The sequence below is a fragment of the Cupriavidus sp. 10L45 genome (assembly GCF_056395225.1).
Window position 1 is genome coordinate 1 of sequence record NZ_JBFTJC010000010.1, and the last position, 19237, is coordinate 19237.

16 protein-coding genes and 1 rRNA gene are annotated in these 19237 nt (G+C 66.5%); 11 read left to right on the top strand and 6 right to left on the bottom strand.

What is annotated here, in order from left to right:
- The first annotated feature begins 9 nt into the window (after window positions 1-9).
- Both rrf and AC1DFU_RS18315 read left to right on the top strand, forming a co-directional pair.
- Window positions 10-123 (top strand): 5S ribosomal RNA (gene rrf, locus AC1DFU_RS18310).
- A gap of 216 nt (window positions 124-339) precedes the next feature.
- On the top strand, window positions 340-1281 hold the full coding sequence (locus tag AC1DFU_RS18315; protein WP_177219979.1) for a DUF3047 domain-containing protein: 942 nt from the start codon (window positions 340-342) through the stop codon (window positions 1279-1281).
- 7 nt (window positions 1282-1288) lie between these two features.
- Here AC1DFU_RS18315 and AC1DFU_RS18320 read toward each other — a convergent pair whose 3' ends face one another.
- Both AC1DFU_RS18320 and AC1DFU_RS18325 read right to left on the bottom strand, forming a co-directional pair.
- Window positions 1289-2347 (bottom strand): DUF2891 domain-containing protein, encoded by a 1059-nt coding sequence (locus tag AC1DFU_RS18320; RefSeq protein ID WP_441592181.1) that lies wholly within the window; start codon window positions 2345-2347, stop codon window positions 1289-1291.
- Between the two features lie 55 nt (window positions 2348-2402).
- On the bottom strand, window positions 2403-3596 hold the full coding sequence (locus tag AC1DFU_RS18325; protein WP_092298490.1) for a M20 aminoacylase family protein: 1194 nt from the start codon (window positions 3594-3596) through the stop codon (window positions 2403-2405).
- Window positions 3597-3944: 348 nt separating this feature from the next.
- Here AC1DFU_RS18325 and AC1DFU_RS18330 point away from each other — a divergent pair, with 348 nt between their 5' ends.
- From AC1DFU_RS18330 to AC1DFU_RS18350, 5 genes are all read left to right on the top strand, one after another.
- The gene (locus tag AC1DFU_RS18330; RefSeq protein ID WP_092298966.1) at window positions 3945-5528 is read left to right on the top strand and encodes an ABC transporter substrate-binding protein; all 1584 of its coding nucleotides are present in this window, start codon (window positions 3945-3947) and stop codon (window positions 5526-5528) included.
- 102 nt (window positions 5529-5630) lie between these two features.
- Window positions 5631-6608, top strand: a complete 978-nt coding sequence (locus AC1DFU_RS18335) for an ABC transporter permease (RefSeq protein WP_092298493.1) — start codon at window positions 5631-5633, stop codon at window positions 6606-6608.
- 3 nt (window positions 6609-6611) lie between these two features.
- The gene (locus AC1DFU_RS18340; RefSeq protein ID WP_092298496.1) at window positions 6612-7550 is read left to right on the top strand and encodes an ABC transporter permease; all 939 of its coding nucleotides are present in this window, start codon (window positions 6612-6614) and stop codon (window positions 7548-7550) included.
- 16 nt (window positions 7551-7566) lie between these two features.
- Window positions 7567-8565, top strand: coding sequence for an ABC transporter ATP-binding protein (locus tag AC1DFU_RS18345; protein ID WP_092298499.1), 999 nt, complete (start codon window positions 7567-7569; stop codon window positions 8563-8565).
- Complete coding sequence (locus tag AC1DFU_RS18350; RefSeq protein ID WP_441592184.1) at window positions 8562-9626, top strand: ABC transporter ATP-binding protein; 1065 nt, start codon at window positions 8562-8564, stop codon at window positions 9624-9626. Before AC1DFU_RS18345 ends, AC1DFU_RS18350 begins: the two co-directional genes overlap by 4 nt.
- Before the next feature lie 40 nt (window positions 9627-9666).
- Here AC1DFU_RS18350 and AC1DFU_RS18355 read toward each other — a convergent pair whose 3' ends face one another.
- Entirely contained in the window at window positions 9667-10854 is a 1188-nt protein-coding gene (locus AC1DFU_RS18355) for an ABC transporter substrate-binding protein (RefSeq protein WP_092298504.1), read from the bottom strand.
- 308 nt (window positions 10855-11162) lie between these two features.
- On the opposite strand from AC1DFU_RS18355, the gene AC1DFU_RS18360 reads away from it, so the two are divergent.
- The 4 genes from AC1DFU_RS18360 to AC1DFU_RS18375 all read left to right on the top strand — a co-directional run bounded on the left by AC1DFU_RS18360 (window position 11163) and on the right by AC1DFU_RS18375 (window position 17044).
- Window positions 11163-13280: a molybdopterin-containing oxidoreductase family protein gene (locus tag AC1DFU_RS18360; protein WP_441592186.1), complete on the top strand. Its 2118-nt coding sequence runs from the start codon at window positions 11163-11165 to the stop codon at window positions 13278-13280.
- On the top strand, window positions 13277-14443 hold the full coding sequence (locus AC1DFU_RS18365) for an aminopeptidase (protein WP_092298510.1): 1167 nt from the start codon (window positions 13277-13279) through the stop codon (window positions 14441-14443). Before AC1DFU_RS18360 ends, AC1DFU_RS18365 begins: the two co-directional genes overlap by 4 nt.
- 80 nt (window positions 14444-14523) lie before the next feature.
- Complete coding sequence (locus AC1DFU_RS18370; protein ID WP_092298513.1) at window positions 14524-15189, top strand: TetR/AcrR family transcriptional regulator; 666 nt, start codon at window positions 14524-14526, stop codon at window positions 15187-15189.
- 172 nt (window positions 15190-15361) lie between these two features.
- The gene (locus tag AC1DFU_RS18375) at window positions 15362-17044 is read left to right on the top strand and encodes a long-chain fatty acid--CoA ligase (RefSeq protein WP_092298515.1); all 1683 of its coding nucleotides are present in this window, start codon (window positions 15362-15364) and stop codon (window positions 17042-17044) included.
- 36 nt (window positions 17045-17080) lie between these two features.
- On the opposite strand, the gene AC1DFU_RS18380 is transcribed toward AC1DFU_RS18375, so the two are convergent.
- From AC1DFU_RS18380 to AC1DFU_RS18390, 3 genes are all read right to left on the bottom strand, one after another.
- Window positions 17081-17548, bottom strand: a complete 468-nt coding sequence (locus tag AC1DFU_RS18380) for a hypothetical protein (RefSeq protein WP_092298518.1) — start codon at window positions 17546-17548, stop codon at window positions 17081-17083.
- Window positions 17549-17554: 6 nt separating this feature from the next.
- Complete coding sequence (locus tag AC1DFU_RS18385; RefSeq protein ID WP_092298520.1) at window positions 17555-18067, bottom strand: MarR family winged helix-turn-helix transcriptional regulator; 513 nt, start codon at window positions 18065-18067, stop codon at window positions 17555-17557.
- A 93-nt stretch (window positions 18068-18160) separates the two neighbouring features.
- Window positions 18161-19168: a tripartite tricarboxylate transporter substrate binding protein gene (locus tag AC1DFU_RS18390; RefSeq protein ID WP_441592189.1), complete on the bottom strand. Its 1008-nt coding sequence runs from the start codon at window positions 19166-19168 to the stop codon at window positions 18161-18163.
- Between the last annotated feature and the right edge of the window lie 69 nt (window positions 19169-19237).

Here is a 19237-nt window from a genome sequence, read left to right on the forward strand (position 1 = left end):
CCCCTCATGCCTGGTGACCATAGCGAGTCGGAACCACCCCTTCCCATCCCGAACAGGACCGTGAAACGACTTTGCGCCGATGATAGTGCGGACTACCCGTGTGAAAGTAGGTCATCGCCAGGCTCTTATACCCAGAACCCCCAGCCCCAAAAGGCTGGGGGTTTTGCTTTTGCGGCGACGATTTCGTTCGCGCCGCGAAGCCCTCGTCATTTCAGCGTCGTATCGCTGTTGTATTCAGGGTACCGGAGTATTCCGGCGCGGATTTCGTTCTGTTATGTTTCCTACAAGCGCCGGGTCTAGGCGCGAAGCAGCGACGAGAAATTGGGTTTAGGGGGTTACATGGCGGCCACGAAGTTATGGCCCGCGCTTGCCAGCATGGCAGGCGTGTTGTTGTTGGCGGGATGTGCATCGAGCGGGGGAAATCCTCCCTTCGATCCGACGAAAATGGTCCCAGTGGCCGAAGTGGATTGCAAGACATTCGCGGCTAAAGCCGGCATGAAGTCGGCTGTTCACGTCGATGCGCTGGAGGCGGCGAATATCGCGACCGTGCTGGCCACGCAGCGGAATGCCGATGCTGAGGCTGGCGGCGACCCCGATGGCGAGGGCGAAGGCAGTGCTGCCGCGCCCGTGGCATTGCCCGAACTTCCTCCATTTTCAGCGTCCGCGTCGCTCGCCAATCTTCCTGCGGGCTGGCAGCCGTGGACGATCAACCGCAACAAGACCCCCACACGCTACACGCTGACCGAAGTGGATCAGCGCCTGGTGCTGCATGCCCAGGCCGACAGTTCCGCATCGGGGCTCTATGTGCCACTGACGCAGCGCGACCCCGGCATGCTTCGCTGGATGTGGAAGACGCGCGACGTGATCCGTAGCGCCGACAACGCGATGGGCCAGCGGGAAGACGCGCCTTTGCGCATCTTCGTCGCCTTTGATGGCGATACGGCCAAGCTGTCGCTGCGCGACCAGCTCATGTACGAAATGGCCCGCATCACCACGGGCCGTGAGATGCCTTACGCCACGCTGATGTACATCTGGGGCGGTCGCCGTCCCGCCGGCGCGGTGTTGAACAACCCCCATACGGATCGCGTCCGCATGATCGTGGTCGATTCGGGCACGCGCCACGCCAATAGCTGGCGCTGCCATGAGCGCGATCTGCGCGCGGACTACCGCAAGGCGTTCGGGACCGATCCCGGCAAGGTCATCGCCGTGGGGCTGATGACCGATACCGACAATACCAAGAGCCGCGCGGAGTCCTGGTACGGGGACATCGTCCTCGATTGACCGGGGGCTAGTCCTGGTCGATTGAGCAGGCGGAGGCCTGGCTTGGCGCCGTGTCCTCGAGCGCGAGCAGGGCGAACGTCGCCAGCCAATGGGTGGCGACGTAGTGGCCGCCCACCGCCTGCGGCAGTGACGCCTCGAGGTGATCGGACCACGCCCGCACAGCCAGCGGCTGGAGCGTCGGGGGCAGGGCGGGCCCCAGCAGCCGCCAGCACCATGCACGGGACAGGTTCAGGCCGTCCAGGTGCGACATCTTCGGGTCCGTGCGATCCGCCACCGTCACCGGCGTCAGCCAGGTCGCCAACTCGGCCTGCCCTGGCGAGAACATCTCCCACCAGTCCCCGAACGAGCAGTCGTCGTCGGTCACCTGCTGCATCAGGACCGCTTCGATCAATCCACCTGACAGGAACTCGTCGCCGCCCGGCTCGTAGCGGGCGGGATACCGTTGATCATGTCCGAACCAGCGGTGCGCGCGCCGGACAATGGCCTTGCGCAGCGCAAGGTGCTGCGTGCTCCGCGCGAAATGCAGCGCCATCACCAGCGCAAACGCGCTGTTGAAATGGGTGCCGGTCCGCACCGGGAAATCGGCGATTTCGATGGATTCGATCAGACGCAGCGCGAGGTGGTCGGCCAGGGGCGCACAAGCTGCTGCCCATTGCGCTGCCTGTGGGTCGTCTGCGCCCAGCAGCGTCAATTCCGACTGAAGCCGCAGCACCCACGCCCAGCCGTACGGGCGCTCGAACGTGCGCGAGCCCGGACGCTCGAAGTACGCCAACTCCGTCGCCAATGCCTCAGGCCGTAGTTGCGCGTCGAGCGTCTGCCGGATCTGCGGCGCGATCGGCAGGTCCGGGCGCGTCGCCAGCAGTCGCACCAGCAGCCAATGCATATGGACCGACGAATGCCAGTCGTAGCTGCCATAGAAGACCGGATGCGCCACCGCCGGCTCGGTGAGATCGCCGGCACGCGCCATCAGGTGGTCGAGCTTGTACGGATAGGGACGGACGATGTTGTCCAGCGCCACCCGGGCGAAGCCTTCCGCCGTGTTGTCGTCCAACAGCGTATGCGTCATCTCCGGCCTTTCCTATGAGCGGATTCTGAAAAGCTGCCCGCAATCAACGCCAAACTTAGGCGGCAGCGAGCCACTTCTCCACGAGTTTCACGAAGAACGTCGAGCCCACCGGCAGCAGTTCGTCATTGAAGTCGTAGCTGGGGTTGTGCAGCATGCACGGTCCCATGCCGTGGCCGGCCTCGCGGTGCGTGCCCTCGCCATTGCCGATGAACAGGTAGCAGCCCGGCTTTTCCTGGAGCATGAACGAGAAGTCCTCGGCGCCCATGGTCGGCTCGACGTTGCCGTCCACATGGTCCGCGCCCACCACCTCGCTGGCCACGCCCACCGCGAACTCCGCCTCGGCGGCGCTGTTGATCGTCGGCGGGTAGTTGCGGCGGAATTCGAATTCGATGGTGCAGTCGAACGCCGACGCCACCGCGCGCGACACCTCTTCCATGCGCCGCTCGATCAGGTCGAGCACCGGCACCGTGAACGTCCGCACCGTGCCGCCGATCCATGCCTGATCCGGCACGATGTTGGTGGCATCGCCGGCGTGGAACTGGGTCACGGAGATCACGGCCGTGTCGATCGGCCGCTTGTTGCGCGTGATGATGCCCTGCAGCGCCGAGACGATCTGCGTGCCGGTGAAGACTGGGTCGAAGCCGTTGTGCGGCATGGCCGCGTGGGCGCCCTTGCCCTTCACGACGATGCGGAATTCATTGCTCGATGCCATCAGCGGCCCGGCCGTGGTGCCGAACGAGCCCACCGGCATGCCCGGCCAGTTGTGCATGCCGAAGACGGCATCGCACGGAAAACGCTTGAACAGCCCGTCCTTGATCATCTCGCGCGCGCCGCCGCCGCCCTCTTCGGCCGGCTGGAAGATCAGGTTGACGGTACCGTCGAAATTACGGTGCTCGGCGAGGTAGCGCGCCGCGCCAAGCAGCATCGCCGTATGGCCGTCATGGCCGCAAGCGTGCATCTTGCCGTCGTGCTGCGAGCGATGGCCGAAGGTATTGGCTTCCTGCAGTGGCAGTGCGTCCATGTCGGCACGCAGGCCAATCGAACGGCCGCTGTTGCCGTTGCGGATCACGCCGACGAGCCCCGTCGTGCCAAGCCCGCGATGGACCTCGATGCCCCACGATTCCAAGCTTTTTGCGACCAGATCAGCGGTGCGCTGTTCTTCGAAGCAGAGTTCGGGATGGGCGTGGATGTCGCGGCGGAGGGTGCGGATTTCGGCTTGCGCCTGGAGGATTTCTGGGATGAGCTTCATGGTGCCGTACCGGGCAGTGGGATACCCCGATCATACCTGTCTGCCTGCAAAGCGCCAAAGACGGACCTTGGCGCCCCGACTTGGCGCACTGCAGCACAGCACCTCGCGCGCCCGCGCACCCCTCGCCAGGTGGGTTTCCCCGCATGGCGCTGCCGTTCCACTGCTGGAACAGTTCATGCTTGAAGTGCCTGGCCGGTCGCGCCCGGATCCGCGATGCAGAATGGACCGCACCAAAATGCGGCGATTTCTTATTGCGCAGGCGACGACTGCTCCTTATTGTCATTTCAGACTTCCCACAGGGAGAAACGCGCGATGTCCCTTCGCACTGTCAACAAGGTCAAGATCGCCATGAGCAAGAGGGTCGGCAATACCGCCGCCGCCGTGCTGCTGGCGAGCGCCCTCGGCCTCGGCCTGGCCGCGCCCGCCCAGGCGGTCGACCTGAAGATCGCCATGAGTTCGCCGCCGACCTCGATGGATCCGCATTTCTATAACCTGTTCTCGAACATCAACGTGTCCGAACACGTGTTCGACTCCCTGGTGAAGCTCGACCCGGACAGCCGCATCATTCCGGGCCTGGCCGAGTCCTGGAAGCTCGTGAACAACCTCACGTGGGAATTCAAGATCCGCAAGGGCGTGAAGTGGCATGACGGCACCGAGCTGACGACCGAGGACGTGGTCTGGTCGCTCGACCGCCCCGCCACGATCCTGAACAGCCCGGGCAAGTTCGACGTCTATACCAAGGCGATCATCAACAAGAAGGTGATCGATAAGTACACGCTCCAGCTGACCACCAACCAGCCGTATCCGTTGATGTTGAACGACCTGACGTCGATCTTCATGGTGCAGAAGAAGGCCACGCAGGGCCTGACGTCCGACGACTTCGCGCAGGGCAAGGGCATGGTCGGCACCGGGCCGTTCAAGTTCGTGAGCTACGCCCGCGACGACCGGGTCGAACTGGTCAAGAACCCCGACTACTGGGGCCCGAAGCCGGCCTGGGACAAGGTCACGCTGCGCTTCATCCCGAACCCGGCCACGCGCCTCGCCGCGCTGCTGTCCGGTGACGTGCAGGCCATCGAGAACGTGCCGACGCCGGACCTGCCCAAGGTGCGCCAGGACCCGAAGCTGTCGTTCTTCAGCAAGATCTCGCACCGCGTGATCTACCTGTTTTTCGATGCCAAGCGCGACAAGTCGCCGTACGTCACCACCAAGGACGGCCAGCCGATGGATAAGAATCCGCTCAAGGATGCGCGCGTGCGGAACGCCATCAGCATGGCCATCAACCGGCAGGGCATCAAGGACCGGCTGATGGAAGGGCTTTCCGAGCCGACCAACAACCTCGTGCCGCCCACGCTGTTCGGCTACAACCCGGCCCTGAAGACGGTGAAATACGATCCCGAAGGCGCCAAGAAGCTGCTCGCGGAGGCGGGCTACCCCAACGGCTTCGGCGTCACGCTGCACACGCCGAACAACCGTTACGTGAACGATGAGAAGATTGCCCAGACCATCGCCCAGAACCTGACGCGGATTGGCATCGCCACCAAGGTGGAAGGCATGCCGATGGCCACCTATTCGTCGAAGGGTATCAAGCACGAGTGGTCGTTCGGCCTGCTCGGATGGGGCGCCCAGACCGGCGAGGTCAGCTCGCCGCTGCGTGCGCTGCTCGCCTGCGAGGACTCGAAGAAGGGCTTCGGCACGACCAACTGGGGCGAGTACTGCAATCCAAAAATGGACGTCGTACTAGAGAAGGCGCTGGCCACGGTGGAAGACGCTGAACGGTCGAAGCTGCTGCAGGAAGCCACGGCCATCGCCATCAACGACGGCGGCATCATCCCGATCCACCAGCAAGTCACCACGTGGGCCACGCAGAAGGGCATCACCTACGTGCCGCGTACCGACGAGCGCACTTATGCGCATAACTTCAAGCCGCAATAAGTCGGCTGGGGTCAATCGGCTGCACTAAGCTAGCAGCGGATGCCGTCGTGCAACGGTCCCTGACCTGGGGACCGTTGCCGGCGAAAGGATAGTGTCTCCACCATGCTGGTTTTCATCATCCGGCGCCTGATGCAGAGCGTGGTCGTGCTCCTCGTCATGTCGCTGCTCGTCTTTCTTGGCGTTTTTGCGATCGGCAACCCGGTCGACATCCTCATCAGTCCGCAGGCGGACCAGGAGGACATCAAGCGCACCATCGCCGCGCTCGGGCTGGACAAGCCGCTCTGGGAACAGTACTGGATCTTTCTGCAGAACGCCTTGCACGGCAACCTCGGCATGTCGTTCGCGCATGGCACGCCCGCACTGAAGCTGATCTTCGAGCGCATGCCGGCGACCATGGAACTGGCCGTCACGGCCATCCTGCTGGCCATCGTTCTCGGCATTCCGCTAGGTCTCTGGGCTGGGCTCCGGCCCACCGGCGTGGCCGGCAAGTCGATCATGACGATATCGATCCTGGGCTTCTCGCTGCCCACGTTCTGGGTCGGCCTGATGCTGATCATGGTGTTCGCGGTGCAGCTTGGCTGGCTGCCGTCGAATGGCCGGGGCGAGACCGTGCGGGTGCTGGGCATCCCGCTCAGCTTCCTGACCGTGGACGGCATCCGCCACCTGATCCTGCCGGCGGTCACGCTGTCGCTGCTGAACATCGCCATGGTGATCCGGCTCACGCGCGCCGGCACGCAGGAGGCCATGCTGCAGGACTACGTGAAGTTCGCCCGGGCCAAGGGCTTGTCGAACTCCCGCATCGTCGGGGTGCACGTTCTTAAGAATATTCTGATCCCGATCGTGACCGTGATCGCGCTCCAGTTCGGCTCGATCATCGCGTTCGCCATCGTGACCGAGTCGATCTTCGCCTGGCCCGGCATGGGCAAGCTCATCATCGACTCGATCCAGTTGCTGGACCGCCCGGTGATCGTGGCCTACCTGATGGTGATCGTGACGCTGTTCATCCTGATCAACCTCGTGGTGGACATCGTCTACAGCATGCTCGATCCGCGCGTGCGCATTGCCGACAACAAGGGCTGAGCCATGAGCGCGAGCACCGTACCGAACCCAACCAAGGAAGTCGCGATCCCGGCCGTGCCGGCGAAGGAGCAGACGCCGTTCCGCCGCTTCGCCCGGCAGTTCCTGGAGAGCAAGCTGGCCGTGCTGGGGCTGGTGACGCTCGGCCTCATCATCCTGATTGCGATCTTCGCGCCATGGCTGGCGCCGCAGAATCCGTACGACCTGGCCACGCTGGACGTGCTCGACGCACGGATGGCCCCGGGCGAACAGGCCGGCAGCGGCCTGACCTTCCTGCTGGGCTCGGACGAGCAGGGGCGCGACATCCTCTCCGCCGTGATGTACGGCCTGCGTATCAGTATCGGCGTGGGGGTGCTCAGCACGGTGATCGCGCTGCTGCTGGGGGCGACGCTCGGCCTGCTGGCCGGCTTCCTCGGTGGCCGCATCGAGGCGCTGATCATGCGCGTGGCCGATCTCCAGCTTTCGTTTCCGCCGATTCTGCTGGCGCTGATCCTGCTGGCCTTCCTGCGGCCGGGCCTCGGCAACATCGTTATCGCCCTGGTGGCGGTGCAATGGGCCTACTACGCGCGCACCACCCGCAGCGCGGCGCTGGTGGAGCGGCGCAAGGAGTACATCGAGGCCGCCACCTGCCTGGGCCTGCCGCCGGGGCGCATCATGTTCCGCCACCTGCTGCCGAACTGCCTGCCGCCGCTGATCGTGATCGCCGCGCTGCAGGTGGCATCGGCCATCACGCTGGAGGCCACGCTGTCGTTCCTCGGGCTCGGCGTGCCGGTCACGGAGCCGTCGCTCGGCTCGCTGATTTCGAACGGCCAGCAGTACATGCTGTCCGGCAAGTACTGGATCAGCTTCTTCCCGGGGATCGCGCTGGTGGTGACCATCGTGTCGATGAACCTCGTGGCCGACCAGTTGCGCGACGTGCTGAACCCGCGCCTGCAAACGCAATGACCGCCCAGGAGCGCGCATGAGCCAACCTACCCTGGTGGTCGAACACCTGAAAACGCAGTTTTTCACGCGCGCCGGCGTGGCCAAGGCCGTGGACGACGTGTCGTTCTCGGTCAACCGCGGCGAGATCATGGGCCTGGTCGGGGAGTCCGGCTCGGGCAAGTCGATGACCGGCTATTCGATCATGGGCCTGATCGATGCGCCCGGCAAAGTCGTCGACGGCCGGATCGCGCTGACCAGCCGCGACGGCGTGACGCGCGACCTCCGCGCGCTCACCCCCGCCCAGCAGCGCGACGTGCGCGGTAACCGCATCGCAATGATTTTCCAGGACCCGATGATGACGCTGAACCCGGTCCTGCGCATCGACACCCAGATGATCGAGGCCGTGCGCGCGCACGACAACGTCAGCAAGCCGGCCGCCCGCGAGCGGGCGCGCAACGCGCTGGCCCGGGTCGGCATTCCCTCGCCGGACGAGCGCCTGACCGCCTACCCGCACCAGTTCTCGGGCGGCATGCGCCAGCGCGTGGCGATTGCCATCGCGCTGCTCAACAAGCCGGACCTGATCATTGCCGATGAGCCGACCACGGCGCTGGACGTGACCATCCAGGGCCAGATCCTCTATGAGATGCAGACGCTGTGCCGGGAATCGGGCACCGCGCTGATCTGGATCACGCACGACCTGTCCGTGGTGGCCGGGCTCGCGGACAAGGTCTGCGTGATGTACGCCGGCAAGATCGTGGAATCGGGCGATGTGCGCCAGGTGCTGGAGCATCCCGAGCACCCGTACACGCACGGGCTGATCGGCTCGGCGCCGTCGCGCAACCCGCGCGGCACGCCGCTGCGGCAGATTCCGGGGATGACGCCATCGCTGCTGAATCTGCCCGGCGGCTGCTCGTTCCGCGAGCGCTGCCCCTACGCGACCGACATCTGCAAGACCGAACCGCCGCTCGGCACCTCGCCAGACGGCCGGGAGCTGCGCTGCTTCCACCCGGTACTTGCCCAGCAGGAGGCCGCATGAGCCAGTCCGTGATCGATACTCCGGCGAGTGCCGCCAACATCACGCCGACCGAGCCCGCGACGCCTCCCGCGCCGCTGCTGGAGTTGCGCGCGGTGTCCAAGCGCTTCGTCAAGACGCTCGACGTGGCGGCCAAAATCGCCAATGTCTTCGGCGCGAAGCAGCGCGTGGAGGTGGTGCATGCCGTAGATCGCGTGGACCTGGCGATCCGCGCGGGCGAGGTGGTCGGGCTGGTGGGCGAGTCGGGCTGCGGCAAGTCCACGCTGGGCCGGATGGCCGTGGGGCTCCATACGCTGACCGAGGGCGAACGGTTCTGGCGCGGCGTGGATCTGGACCGCCTGCCGCCGGACAAGCGCCGCGAGAAGCAGCTCGCCATCCAGATGATCTTCCAGGACCCGTACGCGTCCCTGAACCCCCGGCTGCGCGTGCTCGATATCGTCGGCGAGGCACCCGTGGTGCACGGCATGGTCGAGAAGGGCGCCCAGAAGACCTATGTGGAAGACATGCTCGTACGCGTGGGCATGGATCCCACCGTGCTGCGCCGCTTCCCGCACCAGTTCTCGGGCGGACAGCGGGCGCGCATCGGCATCGCCCGGGCCTTGGCCGTGAAGCCGGAATTCCTGGTCTGCGACGAATCGGTGGCGGCGCTCGATGTCTCGATCCAGGCCCAGGTCCTGAACCTGTTCATGCGCCTGCGGGAAGACCTGAACCTGACCTACCTGTTCATCAGCCATGACCTGGGCGTGGTCAAGCACATCAGCGACCGCGTGGTGATCATGTATCTGGGGAGGGTGGTGGAGTCGGCGCCCACCGAGGACGTGTTCGCGGCGCCGAACCACCCGTACACGCAGGCGCTGCTGGCCGAGGCGCCCAAGCTGGAAGTGGGCAAGAAGACCTATGTGGCGATCCGGGGCGAGATCCCGTCGCCGCTGAACCCGCCGCTGGGCTGCCACTTCCACCCGCGCTGCCCGCACGCGATGCCGCGCTGCCGGGAGGAACAGCCGATGCTGAAGGAGATCGCGCCGCTACGCTTCTCGGCGTGCCATCTGAACGATATGGCTTGAAAGGGGCCCCTCCGCCCCAGGAGGGGCGCCCCAGGTGCGGTCAGCGAATCACCACGCCGCGCGAGTTGATGATCGTCATTTCGACGAATTTCGATCCCACGTGGTTCTCTGGCCCGTACTGGACGATGAAGCCGCCCAGATCCACGTTGCGCATGCTTTCCACGGCGGTGATGAACTTCTCGCGCGTGACCTCGCGCCCGGTGCGGCGCAGCCCTTCCACGAACGCCTTGGCGGCGATGAAGCCCTCGATACTGGCGTAGTCGAAGTCGTTCTGCTTGCCGGACGCCTGCAGCAGGCGCAGGTACTCGCGCACCACCGGCAGCGTGGCGTTGCCCGGGTGCGGCATCACCTGCGAGATGATCACGCCGCTGCCCAGCGGGCCCACTTCCTTGGCCAGCGCCTGGGTGCCGACGAAGGACACGTTATAGAACTGGCCGCTGTAGCCGCGCCGCAGGGCTTCCTTCACGAACGCGCCCACGGTGCGGTAGGCGCTGATCAGCACGATGGCGTCCGGGCTGGCCTTCATGGCGCCCTGCATCGCGTCGCCGATCTCCACCGTGTTGCGGATCACCGACTCCTGGGCGACCAGCTTCACGCCGCTGTCGGCCGGGAGCGACTTGATCGCCTGCTCCACCCCGGCGATGCCGGCCTTGCCGTAGGCGTCGTCGTTATAGACCACGGCCACGCGCTTCAGGCCCGTGGTGCGGATCTGGCGCACGATGGCGGAAGTTTCCTCGTCGTAGCCGGCGCGCACGTGGAAGACGTAGCGGCTGCGCGGGTCGCGCAGCGACTGGGCGCCCGTGAACGGGGCGAAGAACGGCACGCGCGCCTGGTTGGCCAGTGGCACGGCGGCCTGGCTGGTCGGCGTGCCCACGTAGCCGAACAGCGCGAAGACGCGGTCTTCCTCGATCAGCTTTTTGGTGTTCTTGATGGCATCGTCCGGCTCGTAGGCATCGTCCAGCGCCTTGAGTTCGATCTTGCGGCCGAACACGCCGCCTTGCTGGTTGATGTAGTCGAAATACAGCCGCGCGCCCGAGTTCATCTGCTTGCCGAGCACCGCGGTGGAGCCGGTCAGCGCGGCGGACTGGCCGAGCAGGATGGTGTCGGCCGTAACGCCGGTCTCGGCGGCCGTAGTGTTGGCCGCGCTTGCCGCGCCGGATGCGACGACGGCGCACGCCGCCAGCAGGCCGGCAAAGCGCCGGCGCGTGACCCCAGAATGCAAAACCATGTGAATCCCCGTCAAAAAATCCAAAGTGTTCTTGTGCTTCTGTACCCCGCGGCCCCCGCCCGGTCTGTTGCCTGTGAGGGGGTTCCGGCACGGTGGCCGGACTGTCGGGCGGTTTGCCCGGCAGCGCCGGAACATCATAATCGAATACAATCGGAGCCAAACAATTTCTCCCGGTTCGGGACCCTCCGGCGAGGCGCTTGCGCCACAGTCATGCCCCCAGACATGACGGCCGCCTGGCCCGCTCCGTCGCCAGAAATCCATCGCCCCAGGCCCCAAGGCCCCCCAGCCGCCCCACGTCCGACATCACCATGGCCACCCGTATCGTCCGCGCCGCCTGCCCCCACGATTGCCCCGACACCTGTGCGCTGCTCGTCACCGTCGAGGACGGCCGGGCCATCAAGGTGGCCGGCGACCCCGACCACCCGGCCACCCAGGGCGTGCTGTGCACCAAGGTTTCCCGCTATACGGAACGCACCTACCACCCTGACCGGCTGCTGACGCCGCTGCGCCGCGTCGGCAAGAAGGGGGAGGGCAAGTTCGAGCCGATTTCCTGGGACGAGGCGCTCGACGAGGTGGCCCGCCGCCTCGGCGCCATTGCCGCGCGCGACCCGCAGGCCATCATCCCCTACAGCTACGCCGGCACCATGGGACTGGTGCAGGGCGAAAGCATGGCCGCGCGTTTCTTCCACAAGCTCGGGGCTTCGCTGCTGGACCGGACGATCTGCGCCAGCGCGGGCGCCACGGCGCTGCGCTATACCTATGGCGCCAGCGTGGGCATGGACATGGAATACGTGGCCGATGCCAAGCTGGTGATCATCTGGGGCGGCAACCCGATCGCCTCGAACCTCCATTTCTGGACCCGCGCGCAGGAAGCCAAGCGCCGTGGCGCCACGCTGGTCGCCATCGACCCGTATCGCTCCCTGACGGCCGAGAAGTGCCACCGCCACATCGCGCCGATGCCCGGCACCGACGGCGCGCTGGCGCTGGCGATCATGCACGTGCTGATCCGCGACGATTTGCTCGATCACGACTACATCGAACGGCACACGGTCGGCTTTGCCGCGCTGCGCGAGCGGGCGATGGAATTCTCGCCGGCCCGCGCCGCCGAGATCTGCGGCGTGCCGGTGGAAGACATCGAATGGATCGCCGGCCTCTACGGCCAACTCGCGGTGCGTGAGCGCCAGCCAGTGGCCATCCGCCTGAACTACGGCATGCAGCGCGCCCACGGCGGCGGCCAGGCCGTGCGCGCGGTGGCGAGCCTGCCGTCGCTGGTCGGCGCCTGGCGTCACCCGGCGGGCGGCTTGCAGCTATCGACCTCGGGTTTCTTCCCGATCGACCACGCGGCGCTCCAGCGGCCCGACCTGCTGCCAGACTGGCCGCAGGTGCCGCGCACCGTGAACATGAGCACGATTGGCGACGCGCTGCTCGACGACGGCACGGGCGCCCAGGGCCCGAAGATCGAAGCCGTGGTGGTCTACAACAGCAACCCGGTGGCCGTGGCGCCGGAATCGGCCAAGGTGGCGGCCGGCTTCGCGCGCGAGGATTTGTTTACCGTGGTGCTCGAGCATTTCCGCACCGATACGGCCGACTACGCCGATATCGTCCTGCCGGCCACGACCCAGCTCGAGCATGTGGACGTCCACAAAGCCTACGGCCACACCTACTTCCTGGCCAACAACCAGGCCGTGGCGCCGATGGGCCAGGCGCTGCCGAATACCGAGATTTTCCGCCGGCTGGCCGCGCGCATGGGCTTCACCGAGCCGTGTTTTGCCGATAGCGACGAGGCCATCGCCGCGCAGGCCATCCTGCGCGAGGACAAGCGGGCCGAGGGCATCAGCTGGGATTCGCTGCGCGAGCAGGGCTGGCAGAAGCTGAACCTGCCGGCTGCGCCGTTCGCCGAGGGCGGCTTCCCCACGGCATCGGGCAAATGCGAGTTTTACTCCGAGGCGATGGCCCGCGACGGCCTCGATCCGGTGCCGGCCTATGTCCCGCCTTACGAGGCGCCGGCCTCGGCGCCCGAGCTGGCGGCCCGCTATCCGCTGGCGATGATCTCCCCGCCGGCTCGCAATTTCCTCAATAGCTCGTTCGTCAACGTGGACAGCCTGCGCGCCACGGAGGGCGAGCCGCACCTGGACATCCATCCGCTGGACGCCGCCGCGCGCGGCATCGTCCACGGCGCCATGGTCCGTGCCTTCAACGACCGGGGCAGCATGCTGGCCCGCGCCCGCGTGACGGACCGCGCGCGGCAGGGCCTGGTGGTGGGTTTGTCGATCTGGTGGAAGAAGCTGGCGTCGGACGGCAAGAACGCCAACGAACTGACCAGCCAGCGCCTGACCGACCTGGGCCGCGCGCCGGTCTTCTACGACTGTCTGGTCGAGGTGGCGCCCGCGCCGGCCGAGGTGGAGAGGGAGGCCGTGGCGTCATGATGCGCTGGCCGGCCCGCTGGCGCGTGGCGGGCACCCTGGTGGTGCTGGCCGTCGCGGCGCTGGCGGCCGGCTGCGACACGCTCGGCTATTACTATCAGTCGGTCGGCGGCCATCTGGGCGTGATGGCCAAGGCGGAGTCGCTCGACGACGCCATCGACGCCGCCCGCAACGCCAACGACACCCGCCTGGCCCAGCGCCTCACGCTGGCGCGGCAGATGCGCGACTACGCCTCGCGCGAGCTGAAGCTGCCGGACAACGGCAGTTATCGCCGCTACGCCAACCTGCATCGGCCCTACGTGGTGTGGAGTGTGTTTGCCACGCCGGAATTGTCGATGGAGCTGCGCAAGTGGTGCTTCCCCATCGTCGGCTGCATCACATATCGCGGTTATTACGATCCCCAGGACGCCGAACAGTACGCCAAGGATCTGCGCCGGGAAGGCTTCGAGGCCTACGTGGCCGGGATCCCGGCCTATTCGACGCTCGGATATTTCGACGATCCGCTACTCAACACCTTCGTCTACCAGCCCGAGGGCGAACTGGCCCGGCTGATCTTCCACGAACTGGCCCACCAGGTGGTCTACGTGCGCAACGACACCGCGTTCAACGAGTCGTTCGCCACCGCCGTGGAGACGGCCGGGGTGGAGCAATGGCTGGCGCACGCTGCCTCAGCGGACGCCCGCGCCAGCTACCAGATCTACGACAGCCGCCGGCGCGACTTCCGCGCCATGCTGCTGCGCACGCGCGACAAGCTCGTGGCGCTGTACCGCGCCCCGCTGGACGATGAGGCCAAGCGCCAGGGCAAGGCGCGGATCTTCACGGAACTGCGCGAAGACTATGCACACAAGCGCGCCGAATGGGGCAACTACAGTGGCTACGACCGCTGGTTCGACCAGCCCCTGACCAATGCCCACCTGGCCGCCGTGGCCACCTACCAGCAATGGGTGCCCGCGTTCACCGCGCTGCTGGCCAAGTCGGGCGGCGACTGGACCCGCTTCTACGCCGAGGCGCGCCGCCTGGGCGACCTTCCGCCGGCCGAGCGCGACGCCGCGCTGCGCCGGCTGGCGCCGCCGGCCACGGAGGTCACGCCACCGTCGCCGCCGCAGCCTCCGCCACCCAAGCCCCTGTCGGCACAATCCCCAGACAAAGGCGATACCGGCCGGTAGAACCCGACGCCTTCCCGCCCAATCCGTCAAGCCGCGTGTTTCCCGATGGTGGAGCGCGCGCCGCATGAGAAAATTGCCCTATGCCACCCCCCTCCAGGAAAACCGGCGCCGTGCCGCGCGCCGATGAAGCCGCCACGCTGGCCGACGACGGTCCGGCGCGCTCGCACGTTGCCGAGCGCCAGGAAGCACGCCGCCGCCAGATCCTGGATGCCGCCGCCCAGCTCTTCTATACGAAGGGCTACCCCGGCATGACCATGAACGACCTGTGCCGGGCGCTCGGCGTCACCAAGCCGGCGGTCTATTACTACTTCGCCGACAAGTACGAGATCTTCGACATCCTGTGCCGCGAGTCGGCCCAGACCTGCCTGCCGGTGATCCGCGAGACGGCCGACCCGGCGCTGCCCGTGCGCGAGCGCCTGCACGCCTGCCTGCTGGAGATGGCGCGGCGCTGCGTGCGCTGCCACGTGGCGGCGGCGCTGAGCTTCCGCGACAACCAGTACCTGAAGCCGGACACCGTGGCGTGGCTCAACACCATGGCGCGCGACTTCTATCGCGACCTCTACGTGCTGCTCGAGGAAGGGCGCGCCACCGGCGTGTTTGCCTTCGGGGATGCCCGCGTGACCGCGCATTCCATGGGCGGCGTGATCGGCTTCATGTACACCTGGCACGAGCCCGGGCGCATGGACGAGGAAACCCTCGCCCAGGAACTGGCGTCCAACATGATGAAGCTGGTGCTGCCGAGCTGAGGCCAGGCGGGGAGCTAGGGGTATTCCCTCGCCGCCACCCCTGAGTGGCGCATAATTCACGATTTCACGATTCCGGTGGGTGGAGGACTTCGTCTAACGTGTTGTCTGGCGAGGCGTGCACGTTTAGCATTCCCAAAAAATCGAACGACCATTCAGAAATTCAGGAGACGGTATGGAAAAGCTGTGGCTGAAACATTATCCGGCGGGCGTACCGGCAGAGATCGACGCCAGTCAGTTCCGTTCGCTGGCCCAGTTGCTCGAGGAATCGTTCCGTACCTACGCCGACCGTCGCGCCTTCATCTGCATGGACCGCGCCATTACCTATGGCGAGCTGGACCAGCTGTCCGCGCACTTCGCGGCGTGGCTCCAGTCACGCGGCCTGCGCCCCGGCGCACGCGTGGCCATCATGATGCCGAACGTGCTTCAGTACCCGGTGGTGCTGGCCGCCGTGCTGCGCGCCGGCTACGTGGTGGTCAACGTCAACCCGCTCTACACGCCGCGTGAACTGGAACACCAGTTGAAGGACAGCGGCGCCGAGGCCATCGTCATCCTCGAAAACTTTGCCGCCACGCTCCAGGCCGTGCTGCCGGCCACGCCGGTCAAGCACGTGGTGGTGGCCAGCATGGGCGATATGCTCGGCACCGTGAAGGGCGCCGTGGTCAATTTCGTCGTGCGCAACGTCAAGAAGATGGTGCCGGCCTGGGAGCTGCCGCACTGCGTGCGCTTCAACGACGTGCTGGCCGAGGGCGCCAAAATGACGCTCAAGCCGGTGGACACTGGCCCGGACGACATCGCCTTCCTGCAATACACGGGCGGCACCACGGGGATCTCGAAGGGCGCCACGCTGCTGCACCGGAACATTGTGTCGAACGTGTTGCAATCTGAAGCCTGGATGCAGCCCGCGCTGGCCAAGGGCGCGCCCATCGACCAGGTCATCACGATCACCGCGCTGCCGCTGTATCACATCTTCGCGCTGACGGTCTGCTGCCTGCTGGGCATGCGCAGCGGCGGCCTGAGCATCCTGATTCCGAATCCGCGTGACATCCCCGGCTTCGTCAAGGAACTCCAGAAGTACAAGTTCAACATGTTCCCGGCGGTGAACACGCTCTACAACGCGCTGCTGAACAATCCGGACATCGGCAAGGTCGATTTCTCGGGCCTGCGCGTGGCCAACGGCGGTGGCATGGCGGTGCAGGAGGCGGTGGCCAAGAACTGGCTGGCCAAGACCGGCTGCCCGGTCATCGAGGGCTACGGGCTGTCGGAGACCTCGCCGTCGGCCACCTGCAACCCCACGGACACGGACACCTTCTCGGGCACCATCGGCCTGCCGCTGCCTTCCACCGAGGTCTCGATCCGCGACGACGACGGCAACGAACTGCCGCTCGGCCAGCCGGGCGAGATCTGCCTGCGCGGCCCGCAGGTGATGGCCGGCTACTGGAATCGCCCGGACGAGACGGCCAAGGTCATGACGCCGGACGGCTTCTTCAAGACCGGCGACATCGGCATCATGGACGAGCGCGGCTACACCAAGATCGTCGATCGCAAGAAGGACATGATCCTGGTGTCGGGCTTCAACGTGTATCCGAACGAGGTGGAAGGCGTGGTCGCGGAGTGCCCGGGCGTGCTGGAAGTGGCAGCCGTCGGCGTGCCGGACCAGCATTCGGGCGAGGTGGTGAAGCTGTTCGTGGTGAAGAAGGACCCGGCGCTGTCCGAGGCCGATGTCATCGCGTTCTGCAAGGAGCGGCTGACCGGCTACAAGCGGCCAAAGTATGTCGAGTTCCGCACCGAGCTGCCCAAGACCAACGTCGGCAAGATCCTGCGCCGCGAACTGCGCGACAGCCGCAAGGCGGCCTAAGCCGCGTCGCAATCCGCTGCGATCAGCCGGGCGCCCTCAGCACTCGTTCGAGGGCGCGATCAGCGGCTGGGGCGCGCCGTCCGGATAGATCACCCGCGCGCAGGCGCCCGGGTCCAGCCCGGCCAGCGCCGGCGCGTTGACGTTCACCACGGTCCCGTCCGCGGCCTGCACCTTGTACAGGAACAGGTCGATCTGCTGCGGCGGCCGGCGGTTGAACAGCTGCGTCAGGTCGATCGAAAATCCCACCCCCACGGCGCTGCCGCCCCGCCCGCCGCCTCCACCCACGCCAGCCGCCCCCACGCCCACGCCATAGCCCGGGTAGCTGCCCCCATCGGGCACCTCCACACGGGTCAGGTACGTTCGCTCGATCACGCGGCCCAGCTTGACCGTGGCATTCATCGGCGCCACCTGCGGGGCGGCTGGCGGCGTCTGGGCACAGCCAGACAGGCCAGCCATCACAGCGGCCGTGGCGAGGGTCAGGATCGGGCGGAACAGGGTTTTCATGGCATCTCAGCCGGCAAGGCTGGTCTTTAGCCGGCCCAGCAGGCGGAACAGCGCGCGGCGGTCCGTCTCGGCCAGTCCGGAAAACAGGTGTTCCACCCAGCTCTCGTGCGCGCGGGCCATGCGCGAGAATGCCTCGCGGCCGGCGGGGGTCAGGCGGATCAGGTAGGCGCGGCGGTCCGTGGGCAACGCCTCGCGCGTGACCAGGCCCTCTTGCTGGAGCTGGTCGGTGATGCCGGTAACGTTGCCGCCGGTCACCATCATCCGGCGGGACAACTCGCCCATCTTGAGGCCCTCGGGGTGGCGGTCGAGCTGGGACATCAGGTCGAAGCGCGGCAGCGTCACCGCGAACTCCTGGCGCAACCGCGAGCGGATGTCGCCCTCCACGAGGTTGGTGCAGGTCAGCAGGCGCAGCCAGAGGCGCAAGGCCTCGTGGCTGGTCTCGCCGACGCGGGTCTCGAGATCTACCGGCGCAAGGTCGGCACTCGGGGGCGCCGCGTTGGCTGTGGGCGAAGTGGGCATTGCGATACCAGGGCAGGCAAAACGTTTGATACCTCAAGTATATGCGCTGGTCCGGTGCAATGCCCCGGAGATCCGCGTTCTGGATCGACGTCCTTAATCGACCTTGGCGCCCGAGTCCTTCACCACCTTCGCCCATTTGGCCGTCTCGGCCCGGATGAACGCCGCGAACTGCTCCGGCGTGTTGCCGACCGGATCGGCGCCCTGGACCAGCATGCGCTCCCGCACGGCCGGCGTGGCCAGGCTCTTGGCCACTTCCTGCTGAATGCGATGGACGATGTCGGTCGGCGTGCCCGCCGGCGCCAGCAGGCCAAACCACGAGCTGGCCTCGAAGTTCGGCAGCTTGGCGGCGGCCGCCACGGTCGGCAGGTCGGGCAGGGCCGGCGAGGGCTTGGCGCTGGTCACCGCCAGTGCCTTCAGCTTGCCGCTCTTGATCAGTTGCATCGACGAAGGCAGGTTATCGAACATCAGCTGCATGGTGCCGCCGGACAGGTCGGTCAGCGCCGGGCCGCTGCCCCGGTACGGGAAGTGGACCATGAACGTCTTGGTCTGGGTCTTGAACAGCTCGCCGGCCAGGTGGATGGACGTGCCGTTGCCGCTCGACGCCATGTTCAGCTTGCCCGGATTGGCGCGCGCATAGCCGATCAGGTCATTGACGCTGTTGATCTTGTTCTGCTGCGCGAAGGCCGGGTTCACCACCAGCACGTTCGGCACCGACGCCACCTCGGTGATCGGCACGAAATCCTTGATCGGATCGAACGGCAGCTTGGCGTAGAGCGACTGGTTGATGCCGTGCGTGCCGACGGTGCCCATCAGCAGGGTGTAGCCGTCCGGGGCGGACTTGGCGACGATGTCCGTGCCGATATTGCCGCCCGCGCCCGGTTTGTTGTCCACCACCACGTTCCAGCCGGGCAGCTTCGACAGCTCGGCGGCCACGGCGCGCGCGAGGATGTCGGTGGTGCCGCCGGCCGGGAAGGGCACCACGAGCCGGATCGGCTTGTTCGGGTACGGATCGGCGGCAAAGGCGGTGGACGCGGGCAGGGCGAGGGAAGCCAGGGCGGTGGACAGCAGCAGCGCAAGGGCGCGCCGGCGGGGGTGGTGCATGAGGGTCTCCTGTTGGCGGCCGGCTGTCTGGTCTTCCGGTCTCGGGGCCATTCTAGTCTCGCCAGCGCC

Bases quoted from the DNA above. Each gene is read 5' to 3' on its own strand.
- AC1DFU_RS18320 (WP_441592181.1), bottom strand. From the start codon at position 2,347: ATGACGCATACGCTGTTGGACGACAACACGGCGGAAGGCTTCGCCCGG.
- AC1DFU_RS18355 (WP_092298504.1), bottom strand. From the start codon at position 10,854: ATGGTTTTGCATTCTGGGGTCACGCGCCGGCGCTTTGCCGGCCTGCTG.
- AC1DFU_RS18385 (WP_092298520.1), bottom strand. From the start codon at position 18,067: ATGCCCACTTCGCCCACAGCCAACGCGGCGCCCCCGAGTGCCGACCTT.
- AC1DFU_RS18390 (WP_441592189.1), bottom strand. From the start codon at position 19,168: ATGCACCACCCCCGCCGGCGCGCCCTTGCGCTGCTGCTGTCCACCGCC.
- AC1DFU_RS18345 (WP_092298499.1), top strand. From the start codon at position 7,567: ATGAGCCAACCTACCCTGGTGGTCGAACACCTGAAAACGCAGTTTTTC.
- AC1DFU_RS18365 (WP_092298510.1), top strand. From the start codon at position 13,277: ATGATGCGCTGGCCGGCCCGCTGGCGCGTGGCGGGCACCCTGGTGGTG.
- AC1DFU_RS18335 (WP_092298493.1), top strand. From the start codon at position 5,631: ATGCTGGTTTTCATCATCCGGCGCCTGATGCAGAGCGTGGTCGTGCTC.
- AC1DFU_RS18370 (WP_092298513.1), top strand. From the start codon at position 14,524: ATGCCACCCCCCTCCAGGAAAACCGGCGCCGTGCCGCGCGCCGATGAA.
- AC1DFU_RS18325 (WP_092298490.1), bottom strand. From the start codon at position 3,596: ATGAAGCTCATCCCAGAAATCCTCCAGGCGCAAGCCGAAATCCGCACC.
- AC1DFU_RS18380 (WP_092298518.1), bottom strand. From the start codon at position 17,548: ATGAAAACCCTGTTCCGCCCGATCCTGACCCTCGCCACGGCCGCTGTG.
- AC1DFU_RS18340 (WP_092298496.1), top strand. From the start codon at position 6,612: ATGAGCGCGAGCACCGTACCGAACCCAACCAAGGAAGTCGCGATCCCG.
- AC1DFU_RS18350 (WP_441592184.1), top strand. From the start codon at position 8,562: ATGAGCCAGTCCGTGATCGATACTCCGGCGAGTGCCGCCAACATCACG.
- AC1DFU_RS18360 (WP_441592186.1), top strand. From the start codon at position 11,163: ATGGCCACCCGTATCGTCCGCGCCGCCTGCCCCCACGATTGCCCCGAC.
- AC1DFU_RS18375 (WP_092298515.1), top strand. From the start codon at position 15,362: ATGGAAAAGCTGTGGCTGAAACATTATCCGGCGGGCGTACCGGCAGAG.
- AC1DFU_RS18315 (WP_177219979.1), top strand. From the start codon at position 340: ATGGCGGCCACGAAGTTATGGCCCGCGCTTGCCAGCATGGCAGGCGTG.
- AC1DFU_RS18330 (WP_092298966.1), top strand. From the start codon at position 3,945: ATGAGCAAGAGGGTCGGCAATACCGCCGCCGCCGTGCTGCTGGCGAGC.